Source organism: Streptomyces sp. WM6378 (genome assembly GCF_001279695.1).
In the GTDB taxonomy this organism is placed as follows: domain Bacteria; phylum Actinomycetota; class Actinomycetes; order Streptomycetales; family Streptomycetaceae; genus Streptomyces.
On record NZ_LGDD01000144.1, the window covers coordinates 80,510 to 96,155 of the forward strand.

The window sequence follows — 15,646 nt, forward strand, 5'->3', positions numbered from 1 at the left end:
TCGCGTGCCCGGCGGCTAGCCGAACTGCTGCTCAAGGTCCTTGAGCTTGCGTTCCAGTGAGTCGAGTCGGGGCAGCGCCTGGGTGTCGTCCTCGGCGGTGAGGTCCAGGGTCCGGGCCGCGGACTCAGCGGCCGCGACGGCCTGGAGGGAGGGCCGGCCCCGCAGGGGCAGCTGTCCTGGCTCGGCTATGGCCGGCTCCGCGACGGCCTTGGGCTGCGCGGAGCCCTGGCCGGGGCCGATCCCCTGGACGCCGACCTGGCGGCCGCCCCTGCCGCGCCCCCAGGCCCGGTTCTGCCTGCTGAGCGCCTTGAAGTGCGCCCGGTCCAGCTTCTCCTGGTCGCGCCTGCGGAGCTTGTTCTCCTCCTTGGCGCGCTTGTCCTCGCGCACCTCCTCGACCGCCTCGTCCAGGGTGCGCACGCCCTCCAGGAGCATCAGCGACCAGGCGCCGAAGGTCTCCCTGGGGGCCCGCAGCCACCGTACGATCCGGATCTGCGGCAGCGGCCGCGGCACCAGGCCCTGTTCGCGCAGGGCCGCCCGGCGGGTCTGCTTCAGGGCGCGGTCGAAGAGGACCGCCGCCGAGAGCGACATGCCGGCGAAGAACTGCGGGGCGCCCGCGTGGTCCATGCCGCGCGGCGCGTGCACCCAGTTGAACCAGGCCGCGGCGCCCGCGAAGGTCCACACCAGGAGGCGCGAGCCGAGCGCCGCGTCGCCGTGGCTGGCCTCGCGCACCGCGAGTACGGAGCAGAACATGGCCGCGCCGTCGAGGCCGAACGGGACCAGGTACTCCCAGCCGTCCGTCAGATTGAGGTTCTGCCGGCCGAAGCCGACCAAGCCGTGGAAGGAGAGCGCGGCGGCCACCGCCGCGCAGCAGAACAGGAGCACATAGGAAGCGGTGCCGTACACCGCCTCTTTCCTTCTGCGGCGCTCCTCACTGCGCTCCCAGGAGTCGTCGCCGGTGGCGTTGTCACCGGCGCGCTTGCCGCGCGCGAGCACTACCAGAGCCACGACGACCCCCACGATCATCACGCCGCCCGGAAGCAGCCAGTCCAGCGATATGTCGGTCAGTCGCATGCGGTGTCCCTTGCATCGCGTAGGGCGTATCGGCCGCCATACTGCTCCTGCCGTACGGGGCGGCAGGGGGTTTCGGGGCAAGAGGGCGACAACTGAGGCCGAGGGAAGTCGGATAGGGGGGATTCGATCGAACTGCCGTGCCCGGCGCGCGAGTTGAGTTCGACTGGCGCTCACCCGGACGGGTGGCATGGGCGCGGAGCCGGTGTCCGAACCCCACCCGCGGATCGGTCGCGGGCTCTCAGGAAGCGGCGCTGAGCCTCTGCACGCGGTCGGCGTCGCGGGTGCGCGGACAGGTCACGCAGGTGTCCTCGGGGCGCACGGTGTAGAAGAAGCAGCAGCTCGCCCGGTCGCGGGTCGGCAGCCGCCGGCCGTCGGGCGCCGTCAGTTCGCGGAAGCCGGGCGTGCCCACGTACGGCTTCGCGGTGCCGGGGAGCAGCGCGTCGAGCTCGGCCATCGCGCGCGGCTCCTCGCCGAGCAGGGCGCCGATGTACCAGAGCCCCTCGACGATCTCGTCCGTCGCCATGCCCCACAGCGCCCGCTTGCCGCGCCGCATGCGGGGGCCGAACCCGTCCAGCACCGGCCCGATGTGCTCGGCCACCGCGGCCCGCACCTCGCCGCGCAGCGCCTCTTCGTCCGGTACGACACGGGCGCCGGGGAGTTGAGCCGCCGGGTCGCCCGGCAGACAGGCGAACTCACTTACCCGTACGGCGAGTTGACCGAGCGTGCGCTGGAACGTCACATCGGCGACCGGCACCCGCGGCACCCGGCGGTGCAGAAACCACGGCACCGTCACGAGGAGGCAGACGGGCCAGGCGTAGCGGTGGAAGCCGAACGAGGCGATGACGTCGGGGCGGGCCTGGTGTCCGTAGTCCCGTACGACCTGGGCGTTGTCCCAGGCCAGGAAGGCGTCCAGAGCGGTGCCGCCCGCCGCGAGCTCCGCCGCGCCGACCCAGCCCGCGCCGCCGGGCGCCTGCTCGGTGCCGACCAGCTCCTTGATTCCCAGTCCGGGAAAGACCTCGGCCAGGCGGGCGTAGGAGTCCGCGACGGGGCTCGGCGCGGGGCTGGGCAGCAAGGTGGAGACGGCCATGCGGGACCACCGAATCACGATCGTTGACAGGTAAGGCTTACCTTAGCGGATGAGGGCGAGGTTTGAACTCGCGCTTTGTCCGCCTATGGTCTGTGTGGGGCAGGCGGAGCCGTAGGAGGCCGGGGTGGAACAGGGCAGAGCGCGCGAGGCAGTGGTGCCCGCGTACGGGTCGCCCCGCGTCCCCGGCCAGGCCAGGGGCGGCGAGCAGCGCGGCGACGCCCGCGGCGAGCACACCCACAGCGAGCCGCCGGCCCCCCGCACCGTCCACCGCCACTCGGTGCGCGGCCAGATCCTGGCCGCGCTGCGCACCGCCCTGGTCGACGGCGATCTCGTGCCGGGCGAGGTGTATTCGGCGCCGGCCCTCGGCGAGCGGTTCGGGGTCTCCGCGACCCCGGTGCGCGAGGCGATGCAGCAGCTCAGCATCGAGGGCGCCGTCGAGGTCGTACCGAACCGGGGCTTCCGGGTCACCGAGCGCAGCGCCCGCGAGCTCGCGGAGCTCGCCGAGGTGCGGGCCATGATCGAGGTCCCGGTGATGCTGCGGCTCGCCCGTACCGTCCCGGCGGCGCGCTGGGCCGAGCTGCGCCCGCTCGCCGAGGCCACCACCGAGGCCGCCGCGACCGGCGACCGCGCGGGCTACGCCGAGTGCGACCGCGCCTTCCACCGGGCGCTTCTCACCCTGGCGGGCAACCAGCAGCTCGTCCAGGTCGCCGACGACCTGCACCGGCGCGCCCAGTGGCCGCTGACCGCGGCGCCGGTCGCGCGCCGTGGAGAGCTGGTCGCCGACGCGGCCGAACACCTGGCCCTCCTGGACGCCCTGTGCGCCCAGAACCTGCCGGTCGTCCAGTCGCTCGTACGGGAACACTTCACGGGCTCCGCACTCTGAGGCCCTGCCCCTGAACGACCGGGTCGGCGAACCCCGGCCCGTCACGGCCGCGTCCGTGCCGTGCAACAGCTCGCGCCGCTAGGAACCCGGACCGTCAACTGCCGCGTCCCTGCGGGTACTTGGACGAATCGCACGCCGGGGGGACACCATGCCGGATCCGTGGATGCAACAGCAGCAGGTACAGCAGCAGCAATGGGCCGCGGACTCCGCCCGGCGCGCGTCCGACTACGGACGTGACGCGCACCGGGGCTTCGCCCAGGGCTCCGTGCGGCGCGGCTCCTCGGGCCGCCTCGCCGGCCTCGTCCAGCTCGTCCTGCTGATCGCGGCGGTCGTCTACCTCGCCGGCCACCCCGACGTGCGGGCCGCCCTGTGGGGGTTCGCCCAGCAGGCCTGGAGTCACCTCAACTCGCTGATCGACGACGCGCGTTCAGGGAATTGACGATACGTCAGAAACGGCCACGCTACCGGGTTGACGGACCGTCACATCGCGGCGGGCCGGGGTGGCGCGGCCCCCAAGTGGGCGGCCAGCCAGGTGGGGACGCCGAGGAGGCGCACGAGGCGGGCCGCCTCCGTGCGCAGCCGGGTCGAGACCGGCTCCTCCTCGGTGTCGGCGAGCGCGGCGAGCGCCGGGGCCGTGCCGATGAGGTAGCCGAGCTCCTCGCGGATGCGCAGGGACTCGGTGAAGCCGTGCCGCGCCTCCGCCAACTCGCCGTCGCGCAGGGCGAGTCCGGCCAGATGGCGCCAGGTGAAGGAGAGCAGCAGGGGGTCGCCGTGGGCCGCGGCGCCCTCGTGGGCGCGGCGGTAGGCGGCGCGGGCTGCCTGTGGCGCGTCGGCCACGTTCTCGGCGAGCAGCCCGCGCCGGAAGTCGAGCAGCGCCCGGCCGCGGCCCGTGAGCGCGGTCAGGGCGGCGGCCCGGCCGAACGCCGAGCGCGCCTCGTCAGCCCGGTCCCGTACCCCGAACAGCGTTGAGGCGTACGCGAGATAGCCGCGCTCGCAGGCGGCGGCGCCGCGCTCCTCGTCGCTGCGGGCCACGGCCTCGGCGCCGCGCAGCGCCTCGTCGGCCTCCGCCCAGCCGGACTCGGTGTAGACGCAGCGCTCGGTCAGCAGGGCGGTGCGCTGGAGCGCGCCGGCCGCCGCGCCCGCATGCGGTTCGAGCAGGGCGGCGGCGTCCGTCCAGCAGCCGCGCGAGCGCAGCCGCCATACCGCGGTCTGGAGCGGATCCCCGTCATCTGCAGTCGTTCCGGAACCAGACATGGCGGTATGCGCCACGTTGCCCTCCCCGAGCGCGCCATCGAGCTGCTGAGTAGATCCGCATCTCAACACGGAATGGCACGCCGGGCCAAGGGGGGTGCGTGAATGAGTTCACAATCGTCCGACACTGGCCGGGATCGACTGTCAGCTCATACGAAGCGCCAGGAAGAAGTCCAGCTTGTCCTCAAGTCTGGACAGGTCACGGGCCGTCAACTGCTCGATCCTGCCCACCCGGTACCGCAGCGTGTTGACGTGCAGGTGCAGCCGCGTGGCGCACCGCGTCCACGAGCCGTCGCAGTCGAGGAAGGCCTCCAGGGTCGGGATGAGTTCGGCGCGGTGGCGCCGGTCGTAGTCGCGCAGCGGGTCGAGCAGCCGGGCGGTGAAGGCGCGCCGCACGTCGTCCGGCACGAACGGGAGCAGCAGCACGTGCGAGGCCAGCTCGTGGTGGCCGGCCGCGCACACCCGGCCGGGCCGGGCGGCGGCGACCCGGCGGGCGTGCCGGGCCTCCTCCAGGGCGCCGCGCAGCCCCTCGGCGGAGTGCACCGCGGCGCTGACACCCAGTGTCAGGCGGCCGTCGTCCGCCAGGCCCGCCGATAGCGGGGTGCGTACGGCGGCCAGGAGCGCGTCGGCGTGCAGGCCTCCCTCGGCGCCCTCGGGCGTGACCGCGGGCAGCGGCACGAGCGCGATCGCCTCGTCGCCCGCGTGGGCCACCGCGATCCGGTCGGAGGACTCGGGGCCGACCACCGCGGGGTCGACCAGGATCTCCTCCAGGAGCGACTGGGCGACCGGGCCGCCCGCGATCTCCGCGCCGGAGTCGCGCTCCCAGTCGACCCGGGCCACCACGACCTGCCAGTGCGGCGCCGAGCCGAGGCCGGGCAGCAGCACCGGGGCCGCGACTCTGAGCCGGGCCGCGATCTCGGCGGGCGCGGCGCCGGTCTGCACCAGCTCCAGGACCTCCTGGGCGAGCCGGCGGCGCACCGAGCGGGCCGCGTCGCGCCGGTCGCGCTCGACCGCGATGAGCTGGGTGACGCCCTGGAGCAGGTCGAGCCGGGCGGCCGGCCAGTCGCTCGCGTCGGCCTCGACGGCGAGCAGCCAGTCCGAAAGCACCGTCTCGCGCACGTCCCGGGCGGCGGGCGCGGCGCCCCGCCCGTTGTTGCGGATGGGGAACAGCGAGTAGGTCACGCCCTCGACGGTGGCCCGGTGCGGGCCCCGGCGGCCGGTGCGGGTGGCGCCCAGGTGCTCGGCGGCAAGGGCCGCGCCGACCGCCGGGGTCAGCGCGTCCCCGGCGCCCGCGATCTGGCGGCCGGTCGGAGAAAGCACCCAGGCCCGCAGGTCGAGGTCCGAGCCGAGCAGGTCGAGGACCACCTCGGGGCCGCCGCCCGCCGGGCCCGACGTCATGAGCCTGCGGTGGCGGTCCACGACCGCCGCGAGGTCGCCCGCACGCTCGCCCGAGACCTGCCGCACGACGTGCTCGGTGATGGTTGCGAACGCGACCGACTCGTTCACCGCGAACAGCGGGAGCCGGTGGCGAGAACAAGCCAAAACAAGATCGTCGGGAATGGCCCCGAGCTCGGCCTCGCCGGCCGCCAGGCCCGCCACGCCGGCACCCGCGAGGATGCGTACGAATGGCTCGGAATCTTCGGCGTCCCGGCGCCAGGCGAGACCCGTCAGGACCAGCTCGCCACCCGTGAGGTAGCGGCTCGGATCCCGCAGGTCGGTGGTCATGACTCCCCGCACCGTGCGGTCCAGCTCGTCCTCGCCGCCGAGCAGCCGCAGCCCCAGCGCGTCGGTTTCCAGAAGTGCGCGCAGCCGCATCGCGTGTCGCCGCCGATCTGTCTTGATGTTGCCGTTGGAAAGCGGTGAGGTAACGGAGCACCGCCTTTCATACGAATCTACAAGACGTAAGCGGAGACCAGCCAACTCCTTCATGGTTTCGGTGACTGCACCCGAGGGATCGGGGCTTGTGTACTGAGTCCACACCGCGTTAACAGCACATGAACGACTGAGATGTCGAGGGCCTGCCGTCCCCGGGACCCGCGCGAACGACCCCGAATTTGAGAATCGGAAGAGAGCCACTCATGGACTTCCTTCGCCCCGCCAGCTGGGAGGAGGCGCTCGCCGCCAAGGCAGAGCACCCCACCGCTGTGCCCATTGCGGGTGGCACCGATGTGATGGTCGAGATCAACTTCGACCACCGCCGGCCCGAGTACCTCCTGGACCTGAACCGCATCAGCGAGTTGGCCCAGTGGGAGGTCGGGGAGGACAGCGTCCGGCTCGGACCCTCCGTCCCGTACACCAAGATCATGGAGAACCTGCGGACGGAGCTGCCGGGCCTCGCGCTCGCCTCGCACACCGTCGCCTCCCCGCAGATCCGCAACCGCGGCGGCGTCGGCGGCAACCTCGGCTGCGCCTCGCCGGCCGGTGACGCACACCCCTCGCTCCTTTCCTCGGGCGCGGACGTCGAGGTCGAGTCGCAGGCCCGCGGCGTCCGGCTCATCCCGATCGACGAGTTCTACAAGGGCGTGAAGCGCAACGCTCTTGAGGCGGACGAGCTGATCAAGGCCATCCACATCCCCAAGGCGGACGGCCCCCAGCAGTTCTCCAAGGTCGGCACCCGCAACGCCATGGTCATCGCGGTCTGCGCGTTCGGCCTTGCGCTGCACCCCGAGACCCGTACGGTCCGCACCGGCATCGGCTCGGCCGCGCCCACCCCCATCCGGGCGAAGGCCGCCGAGGAGTTCTTGAACGCGGCGCTCGAAGAGGGCGGCTTCTGGGACAACGGCAAGATCATCACCCCCTCGGTCGCGAAGCAGTTCGCCACGCTCGCCTCGGGTGCTTGCAACCCGATCGACGACGTCCGCGGCACCGCGAACTACCGCCGTCACGCCGTCGGCGTCATGGCCCGCCGCACGCTGATGTGGACCTGGGAGACGTACCGCGGCGGCAACGGCCGCACCCTTGAAGGAGCTGCATAACCATGCGCGTCAATTTCACGGTCAATGGCCGTAAGCAGGAGGCCGACGACGTGTGGGAGGGCGAGAGCCTTCTCTACGTCCTGCGCGAGCGCATGGGGCTTCCGGGTTCGAAGAACGCCTGTGAGCAGGGCGAGTGCGGTTCCTGCACGGTCCGCCTCGACGGTGTTCCGGTGTGTTCGTGTCTGGTCGCGGCCGGTCAGGTCGAGGGCCGCGAGGTCGTCACCGTGGAGGGCCTGGCCGACTACGCCGCCCACCGCTCCGACGCCCACCCCGGCGGCGGCTGCGCCTCCGGTTCCTGCGGTACGTCCATCGACGCCGCCAAGCGGTGGCAGGCCAAGCCGCAGGACGGGCAGACTGGAGAGGCGGGCGCGCTCTCCCCGATCCAGCAGGCGTTCATCGACGCCGGCGCCGTGCAGTGCGGTTTCTGCACCCCGGGCCTCCTGGTCGCCGCCGACGAGCTCCTGGAGCGCAACTCCGAGCCGTCCGACGCGGACATCCGCGAGGCGCTCTCCGGCAACCTGTGCCGCTGCACCGGTTACGAGAAGATCCTCGACGCGGTCCGCCTCGCGGCCGCCCGTCAGGAAGAGACGGTCTGACCATGGCGCAGAACACCCGCACCACTCCGGCCGGTACGCCCACCAACGTCACCCAGAACCACACCAAGGGCGGCATCGGCGAGTCGACGCTCCGCCCGGACGGCACCCTCAAGGTCACCGGTGAGTTCGCGTACTCCTCGGACATGTGGCACGAGGACATGCTGTGGGGCCAGACGCTCCGCTCCACCGTGGCCCACGCCGAGATCGAGAACATCGACATCTCCGAGGCCGTCGCGATGCCCGGCGTCTACGCCGTGCTCACCTACGACGACCTGCCGGCCAAGATGAAGAACTACGGCCTGGAGATCCAGGACACCCCCGTCCTGGCCCACGGCCGGGTCCGCCACCACGGCGAGCCGGTCGCCCTCGTGGCCGCCGACCACCCGGAGACCGCCCGCCGCGCGGCCGCCAAGATCAAGATCGACTACAAGGAACTGCCGGTCGTCACCGACGAGGCCTCCGCGCTCGCCGCCGACGCGCCGTTGATCCACGAGGGCCGCGACGACCACCACGCCGGTCACGTCCCGCACCCGAACATCGTGCACCGCCAGCCGATCATCCGCGGCGACGTGGCCAAGGCGCGCGAGCGCGCCGACGTGATCGTCGAGGGCGAGTACACCTTCGGCATGCAGGACCAGGCCTTCCTCGGCCCGGAGTCCGGCCTCGCCGTGCCCGCCGAGGACGGCGGCGTCGACCTCTACGTCGCCACCCAGTGGCTGCACTCCGACCTCCAGCAGATCGCCCCGGTCCTGGGCCTGCCGCCGGAGAAGGTCCGCATGACGCTCTCCGGCGTCGGCGGCGCCTTCGGTGGCCGCGAGGACATCTCGATGCAGATCCACGCCTGCCTCCTGGCGCTGCGCACGGGCAAGCCGGTCAAGATCGTCTACAACCGGTTCGAGTCCTTCTTCGGCCACGTGCACCGCCACCCGGCGAAGCTCTACTACGAGCACGGCGCCACCAAGGACGGCAAGCTCACGCACATGAAGTGCAAGATCGTCCTGGACGGCGGCGCCTACGCGTCGGCCTCCCCGGCGGTCGTCGGCAACGCCTCCTCGCTCTCGGTCGGCCCGTACGTCGTCGACGACGTCGACATCGAGGCGATCGCGCTCTACACGAACAACCCGCCCTGTGGCGCGATGCGCGGCTTCGGCGCCGTCCAGGCCTGCTTCGCCTACGAGGCCCAGATGGACAAGCTCGCGGCGAAGCTGGGCATGGACCCGGTGGAGTTCCGCCAGCTCAACGCCATGGAGCAGGGCACGATCATGCCGACAGGGCAGGTCGTGGACTCGCCGGCCCCGGTCGCCGAGCTCCTTCGCCGGGTCAAGGCCCGCCCGCTGCCGCCCGAGCAGCAGTGGCTCGCGGCGGGGGAGGCCGCGGACGTCCGCGCCCTGCCCGGCGGCCTGTCCAACACCACGCACGGCGAGGGTGTCGTACGAGGCATCGGCTACGCGGTCGGCATCAAGAACGTCGGCTTCTCCGAGGGCTTCGACGACTACTCCACCGCCCGGGTGCGCCTGGAGGTCATCAACGGCGAGCCCGTCGCGATGGTCCACACGGCCATGGCGGAGGTCGGCCAGGGCGGTGTCACCGTGCACGCCCAGATCGCCCGTACGGAGCTGGGCGTCGCGCAGGTGACCATTCACCCGGCCGACACCCAGGTCGGCTCCGCCGGATCCACGTCCGCCTCCCGGCAGACGTACATGACCGGTGGCGCGGTGAAGAACACCTGTGAGGCCGTGCGCGCCAAGGCGCTGGAGATCGGCCGCCGCAAGTTCGGCTCCTACCACCCCGCCTGGGCCACCGCCGAGCTGCTGCTCGAAGGCGGCAAGGTCGTCACCGACGGCGGCGAGGTCCTCGCCGACCTGGCGGACGTCCTGGAGGGCGAGGAGATCGACGTCGAGCTGGAGTTCCGGCACCGCCCGACCCAGGCCTTCGACCTCGTCACAGGACAGGGCAACGGCCACGTCCAGTACACGTTCGCCGCGCACCGCGCGGTGGTCGAGGTGGACACCGAGCTCGGCCTCGTCAAGGTCGTCGAGCTGGCCACCGCCCAGGACGTCGGCAAGGCGCTCAACATGCTCTCCGTCGTCGGCCAGATCCAGGGTGGTACCACCCAGGGCCTCGGCGTCGCGGTGATGGAAGAGATCATCGTGGACCCGAAGACCGCGAAGGTGCGCAACCCCTCCTTCACGGACTACCTGATCCCGACGATCCTGGACACCCCGACCATCCCGGTCGACGTCCTGGAGCTCGCCGACCCGAACGCGCCGTACGGCCTGCGAGGTCTCGGTGAGGCCCCGACCCTCTCGTCGACCCCGGCCGTCCTCGCGGCGATCCGGGCGGCGACCGGTCTGGAGCTCAACAAGACCCCGGTCCGCCCCGAGCACCTCACCGGTACCGGAGCCTGATCCCACCCCGGGGATCCCCAGATCCCTCCGGGCGGTGCGCGCCTCCCAGGAACGTCACAATTCCGATGCCCGCACCGCCCGGAGCAATCAAGTACCGCACCGCTCGCGGTCCTCGCAGCAACCAGCAGCACCAGCACCACACGCAAAACCGAGTCACACCAGCAACACCCGTAGCCATCTGCACTGCGGTACCACTTCCGGTACCCCGGCAGGAGCAGACACCGTTCGTCTCGGGCCGTCCCCCGGGTCGTGCAGCCCACGCACCATCCCAAATCCCGCAGCTTGTCTGACCTGAGGACTCAAGTCTTATGCGGGTGCCCCTGTGAACCTTGGGAGTAGGCACCATGACCCAGCAGTCTGTGGAGCCGAAGACCACCGCTGAGGACGCGGGCTCCGGCTCCCGTCCCCAGGCCGGCAGGTCTTGGCTCGACCGGTACTTTCACATATCCGAGCGGGGATCCACGCTCGCGCAGGAAGTGCGCGGCGGCATCACCACCTTCATGGCGATGTGCTACATCCTCCTGCTCAACCCCCTGATCCTCTCGACGCCCGACGTCAACAAGCACACGCTGGGCCACGCCGGTCTGGTGACCGCCACCGCACTCGCGGCCGCGGTCAGCACGCTGCTGATGGGCTTCATCGGCAAGGTACCGCTCGCACTGGCCGCCGGACTCAACGTCTCCGCGGCCCTGACCACCCAGGTGGTCCCCAACATGACGTGGCCGCAGGCCATGGGCATGTGTGTCATGTACGGTGTCGTGATCATGCTCCTGGTCGTCACCGGCCTCCGCGAGATGATCATGAACGCCATCCCGCTGGCGCTCAAGCACGCGATCACCATGGGCATCGGCATGTTCGTCGCCCTGCTCGGCCTGGTGAAGGCCGGATTCGTGGGCAAGGGTCCGGAGCACGGACCGCCGGTCACCCTCGGTGCCACCGGACAGCTCGTCGGCTGGCCCGTCTTCTTCTTCGCGATCACCCTGCTGCTGATCTTCGCGCTCCAGGCCCGCAAGGTGCCCGGCGCGATCCTGATCGGCATCGTCTCCGGCAGCGTCCTGGCCTTCGTGGTCACCAAGATCGCCGGCCTGACCGACGCGGACTGGGGCGGCACCGCCCCCGCCCTCAAGGGCAGCGCGGTCTCCACGCCCGACTTCGGCCTCTTCGGCCACGTCGAGTTCGGTGGCTGGGGCTCCATCGGCGCCATCAGCGTCGGCATGATCGTCTTCACCCTGGTGCTCGCCGGCTTCTTCGACGCGATGGCCACCATCATCGGCGTCGGCCAGGAGGCCAAGCTCGCCGACGACAAGGGCCGCATGCCGGGCCTGTCCAAGGCCCTGTTCATCGACGGTGCGGGCGGCGCGATCGGCGGCGTCACCGGCGCCTCCGGCCAGACCGTGTTCATCGAGTCCGCCTCCGGCGCCGGTGAGGGCGCCCGTACCGGCCTCTCCTCGGTCGTCACCGGCCTCTTCTTCGCGGCCTGCCTGTTCTTCACCCCGGTCACCCAGCTGGTGCCCGCCCAGGTCGCCTCCGCCGCCCTCGTCGTCATCGGCTCGATGATGATGAGCGCCGCCAAGCACGTCGACTGGAGCGACCGCTCGGTCTCCATCCCGGTGTTCCTCACCGTGGCGCTCATGCCGTTCACGTACAGCATCACCGCCGGTGTCGGCGCGGGCGTCGTCGCCTACACCGTGATCAAGGCGGCACAGGGCAAGTGGCGCGAGATCGGCGGGTTCATGTGGGCCCTGACCGCCGTCTTCACCATCTACTTCGCCCTCCATCCCATCGAGAGCTGGCTCGGCGTCAAGTAGCGGCCGCGCCGCTGACGCCCTCCACACATCCGTAAGGAGACCGAACATGCTGGACATCGCCGAAGAGCTGAACCGGTGGGTCGAGCAGGGACGCGAATTCGCCGTGGCCACCGTGGTGGCCGTCGGCGGCAGCGCGCCCCGGCAGCCGGGAGCCGCCCTCGCCGTCGACAGCGACGGCACGGCGATCGGCTCGGTCTCCGGCGGATGTGTGGAGGGCGCTGTCTACGAACTCTGCCAGCAGGCACTCGAAGACGGCGAAACCGTCGTCGAACGCTTCGGCTACAGCGACGAGGACGCCTTCGCGGTCGGCCTGACCTGCGGCGGCATCATCGACATACTCGTCACCCCGGTCCGCACCACTTCGCCCGCCCGCGAGGTGTTCGCGGCCGCCCTCGCCGCCGCCGCGAGCGGCGAGGCCGCCGCGGTCGCGCGGATCACCGACGGCCCCGCCGAACTCATGGGCCGCGCCCTGCTCGTCCACCCGGACGGCACCTACCAAGGCGCCCTCGGCGGCCACCCCGAGCTCGACCGCGCCGTGGCCGACGAGGCCACCGCCATGCTGGACGCGGGCCGCACCGGCACCCTCTCCCTCGGCGCCGACGGCCGCCTGTGCGGCCAGCCGCTCACCGTGCTCGTCGAATCGAGCGTCCCGGCTCCCCGGATGATCGTCTTCGGTGCCATCGACTTCGCCTCCGCCCTGGTCAGGGTCGGCAAGTTCCTGAACTACCACGTCACGGTGTGCGACGCCCGGCCCGTCTTCGCGACGAAGACCCGCTTCCCCGAGGCGGACGAGATCGTCGTGGAGTGGCCGCACAAGTACCTGGAGCGGACCACCACCGACTCCCGTACGGTCCTGTGCGTCCTGACCCACGACGCCAAGTTCGACATCCCGCTCCTGGAGACCGCGCTGAAGCTGCCGGTCGCCTATGTCGGCGCGATGGGCTCGCGCCGCACCCACCTGGACCGCAACGAGCGGCTGCGCGACGTGGGCGTCACCGAGCTCGAACTCAACCGCCTGCGCTCCCCGATCGGCCTCGACCTCGGCGCCCGTACGCCCGAGGAGACCGCCCTGTCGATCGCCGCGGAGATCGTCGCCAACCGGCGCGGAGGCAGCGGCGTCTCGCTGACCGGGGCCCACACCCCGATCCACCACGACGGCAAGGACACACCGGTCGGGCGCATCGGTTCGGTGGCCTAGCCGCAGCGACGCTCGCTCTGTCCGGCTCCGGTCAGTCGCCGCGCGCCAGCTGTTCGCCCAGCTCCGTGCGGGCGTAGAGCACCACCCGGCCCGCCCGCGCGCGGCCGACCAGGCCGGTCCGGTGCAGCACCGCCAGATGGTGGGAGACCGCGCTCGCCGTGACGCCGAGGCGCCGGGCGAGCTCGGTCGTCGACGCCGGGCCCGCGAGCGCGAGCAGCAGTGCCGCCTTCGGCCGACCCACCAGCGAGGCCAGCGCGCCCGTGGGCCGCGGCGGCCGGGTCTCCCACAAGGTGGCGACACCCCGTGCCGGATACGCGATCGTCGGCCGCTCCTCGGCCCCCACCGGACTGATCGTGTGCTGCGCGAACAGCGTCGGTACGAGCCAGAACCCGCGCCCGTCGACCTCCGCGGCCATGTGCAGGTCCCGGTGCACGAACAGGGTCAGCCGCCCGTTGTCCCACGTCGCCGACGGATCGAGCGAGGTGAGCAGCGCCGCCGCGCCGTCCCGGGCGAGCAGCCGGGCCCGGTGCACCATGTCCGCTTCCAGTACGGCCCGCATCCGTGACCAGTGCGGGGCGATCGCCAGCTCCCAGTACGCCTCCACCACATCGGCGATCGCCTCCATCAACTGCCGTGGATCCGCGGCCAGTTGAGCAATGCGCGGGGCCAGCGGGCGATTCGCGTACGCGGCCCGCACATCGAAGAGCGCCTTGTCCGCGGGGGTCGCCCGCACCCGGCGCAGCTCGTCCGCGACGTCCGGCAGCGGCGACTCGGGGCGGGGCGTGACGAAGTCGGGTATCCAGCCGCTGCCGCCCACCGCGAGCTCGCCGAGCAGTTCGGTGTCGAGGCCCCCCGCCGAGGCCAGTGCCTCGCGCGTACGGCGAATCCACGGCAGGTGCAGCGCGTACTTCTCGGGCTTCCGCAGCGCCCACAGGCTTGTGGCCGTCTCAAGCAGCGGTGAGCAGGCAAAACGCATGTCGGCGAGGTCGTCGACGCCGAGTCGGTAGCTGAGCATTGAGGCAGAGCCTAAATCTCTGTCGCCCGGCCGCTCAAGGCCGTTGAGTGATTGTCATGTCCTCCACTTCCAAGGGGGCGGCAGCGCTGCTGCCGCCCCGCGGTCCGCTGCGCGCCTACGCCGTCACCACCCTGATCGACTGGATCGGCAACGGCCTCTTCCACACCGGCGCCATCGTCTTCTTCACGCGTGTCGTCGGGCTCGGCGCCGCCCAGGTCGGCCTCGGGCTCGCGGTGGCCGCGCTGCTCGGCCCCGCCGTGTCCGTTCCCGCCGGACGGCTCGGTGACAAGGTCGGCCACCGCCGCGTCTACCTGGCGACGGTCCTGGTCCGCGCGGTGGCGTTCGCCGGGTACCTGTTCGTCCACTCCTTCGCCGGCTTCCTCGCCGTGGTCTGCGCGATCACGCTGGCCGAGAGCGCGGGGCGGCCGGTCAAGAGCGCCTACCTCGCCCAGCTCGCCGACTCCACGGCCCTGGTGGGGGCCAGCGCGTACAGCAGGGTGATGCTCAACGTCGGCTTCTCGCTGGGCAGCCTGGGCGCGGGCGCGGCGCTCGCCCTCGACTCGCACGCCGGGTACGCGGCGCTCGTCCTCGGCAACTGCCTCTCGTACGTGCTCGTCGCGGCCGTGCTCCTTCGGATGCCCGAGGGCGAGAAGGCCGCGCGCACCCCGGGACGGCCCCGGCGTGCCGCGCTGCGCGACGGGCGCTTCCTGCTCCTGGCCGCGCTCTCGGGGCTCCTCTACGTCAGCTCGGACATGCTCAACATCGGCCTCCCGCTGTGGATTTCGGAGCGTACCCAGGCGCCGCGCTGGTCGATCGCCGTGCTCATGCTGCTCAACACGGCGCTCGCGATCCTGCTCCAGGTGCGCGCGGCCCGCGGCAGCGACACCGTCCCCGGGGCCGCCACGGCCGGCCGCCGGTCGGGCGTGGCGCTGCTCGCGGCCTGCGCGGTGACCGCGACTACGGCCGGGCTGCCGCCGGTGGCCGCGGTCGCCGTCCTCGCCGTCGCGGTCACCCTGCTCACGGCGGGCGAGCTGCTCTCCTCGGCCAGCGGCTGGGGCATCTCGTACGGCCTGGCCGTGCCGGAGCGGCAGGGCGAGTACCTCGGCGCCTGGTCCCTCTCCTCGGACCTGGCCAGGGCGGGCGGCCCCCTGCTCGTCGCCGTCCTGGTCAGCCACGGAGGCGGGGCGGGCTGGCTGGCGCTCGGCGTCCTGTTCCTGGCGGCGGGCGCGGTCACGGTGCCGGTCGCCGGACGGGCCGCCCACGCCCCGAGCCCCGCGGCCGCGGAGCAGACGGTGGGCTGACCTGCGGCGCCCGGGGGCTCCGTGCCCGACCGGACGTTATGTGAGTGACGTCC

13 protein-coding genes are annotated in these 15,646 nt (G+C 72.1%); 8 read left to right on the forward strand and 5 right to left on the reverse strand.

Annotated elements, in window-relative coordinates; genetic code table 11:
• Window positions 1-15 precede the first annotated feature (15 nt).
• Complete coding sequence (locus ADK54_RS14650; protein ID WP_053726057.1) at window positions 16-1,071, reverse strand: DUF2637 domain-containing protein; 1,056 nt, start codon at window positions 1,069-1,071, stop codon at window positions 16-18.
• A gap of 238 nt (window positions 1,072-1,309) precedes the next feature.
• On the reverse strand, window positions 1,310-2,158 hold the full coding sequence (locus tag ADK54_RS14655) for a (2Fe-2S)-binding protein (protein ID WP_053726058.1): 849 nt from the start codon (window positions 2,156-2,158) through the stop codon (window positions 1,310-1,312).
• Window positions 2,159-2,282: 124 nt separating this feature from the next.
• On the opposite strand from ADK54_RS14655, the gene ADK54_RS14660 reads away from it, so the two are divergent.
• Window positions 2,283-3,041 (forward strand): GntR family transcriptional regulator, encoded by a 759-nt coding sequence (locus ADK54_RS14660; RefSeq protein ID WP_053726059.1) that lies wholly within the window; start codon window positions 2,283-2,285, stop codon window positions 3,039-3,041.
• Window positions 3,042-3,204: 163 nt separating this feature from the next.
• A complete protein-coding gene (locus tag ADK54_RS14665; protein ID WP_053726060.1) occupies window positions 3,205-3,480 on the forward strand; it encodes a hypothetical protein in 276 nt (91 codons plus the stop codon).
• Window positions 3,481-3,521: 41 nt separating this feature from the next.
• Here ADK54_RS14665 and ADK54_RS14670 read toward each other — a convergent pair whose 3' ends face one another.
• Both ADK54_RS14670 and ADK54_RS14675 read right to left on the reverse strand, forming a co-directional pair.
• Window positions 3,522-4,295, reverse strand: coding sequence for a hypothetical protein (locus ADK54_RS14670; RefSeq protein ID WP_053726061.1), 774 nt, complete (start codon window positions 4,293-4,295; stop codon window positions 3,522-3,524).
• A gap of 141 nt (window positions 4,296-4,436) precedes the next feature.
• A complete protein-coding gene (locus ADK54_RS14675; protein WP_053726062.1) occupies window positions 4,437-6,107 on the reverse strand; it encodes a PucR family transcriptional regulator in 1,671 nt (556 codons plus the stop codon).
• A gap of 263 nt (window positions 6,108-6,370) precedes the next feature.
• Here ADK54_RS14675 and ADK54_RS14680 point away from each other — a divergent pair, with 263 nt between their 5' ends.
• The 5 genes from ADK54_RS14680 to ADK54_RS14700 all read left to right on the forward strand — a co-directional run bounded on the left by ADK54_RS14680 (window position 6,371) and on the right by ADK54_RS14700 (window position 13,277).
• Window positions 6,371-7,267 (forward strand): FAD binding domain-containing protein, encoded by an 897-nt coding sequence (locus ADK54_RS14680; protein ID WP_053726063.1) that lies wholly within the window; start codon window positions 6,371-6,373, stop codon window positions 7,265-7,267.
• A gap of 2 nt (window positions 7,268-7,269) precedes the next feature.
• The gene (locus tag ADK54_RS14685) at window positions 7,270-7,863 is read left to right on the forward strand and encodes a (2Fe-2S)-binding protein (RefSeq protein ID WP_053726064.1); all 594 of its coding nucleotides are present in this window, start codon (window positions 7,270-7,272) and stop codon (window positions 7,861-7,863) included.
• A gap of 2 nt (window positions 7,864-7,865) precedes the next feature.
• Window positions 7,866-10,271 carry a xanthine dehydrogenase subunit D gene (gene pucD / locus ADK54_RS14690; RefSeq protein WP_053726065.1) on the forward strand — a complete coding sequence of 802 codons (2,406 nt, stop codon included), beginning with the start codon at window positions 7,866-7,868 and terminating at the stop codon, window positions 10,269-10,271.
• A gap of 344 nt (window positions 10,272-10,615) precedes the next feature.
• Window positions 10,616-12,079 (forward strand): NCS2 family permease, encoded by a 1,464-nt coding sequence (locus ADK54_RS14695; RefSeq protein ID WP_053726066.1) that lies wholly within the window; start codon window positions 10,616-10,618, stop codon window positions 12,077-12,079.
• Window positions 12,080-12,125: 46 nt separating this feature from the next.
• Window positions 12,126-13,277 carry an XdhC family protein gene (locus ADK54_RS14700; RefSeq protein ID WP_053726067.1) on the forward strand — a complete coding sequence of 384 codons (1,152 nt, stop codon included), beginning with the start codon at window positions 12,126-12,128 and terminating at the stop codon, window positions 13,275-13,277.
• A 31-nt stretch (window positions 13,278-13,308) separates the two neighbouring features.
• Here ADK54_RS14700 and ADK54_RS14705 read toward each other — a convergent pair whose 3' ends face one another.
• A complete protein-coding gene (locus tag ADK54_RS14705) occupies window positions 13,309-14,292 on the reverse strand; it encodes an ArsR/SmtB family transcription factor (RefSeq protein WP_053726068.1) in 984 nt (327 codons plus the stop codon).
• Window positions 14,293-14,348: 56 nt separating this feature from the next.
• Between ADK54_RS14705 and ADK54_RS14710 the strand changes: the two genes are divergently transcribed.
• Window positions 14,349-15,593 (forward strand): MFS transporter, encoded by a 1,245-nt coding sequence (locus tag ADK54_RS14710; RefSeq protein ID WP_053726069.1) that lies wholly within the window; start codon window positions 14,349-14,351, stop codon window positions 15,591-15,593.
• The last annotated feature ends 53 nt before the right edge of the window (window positions 15,594-15,646 follow it).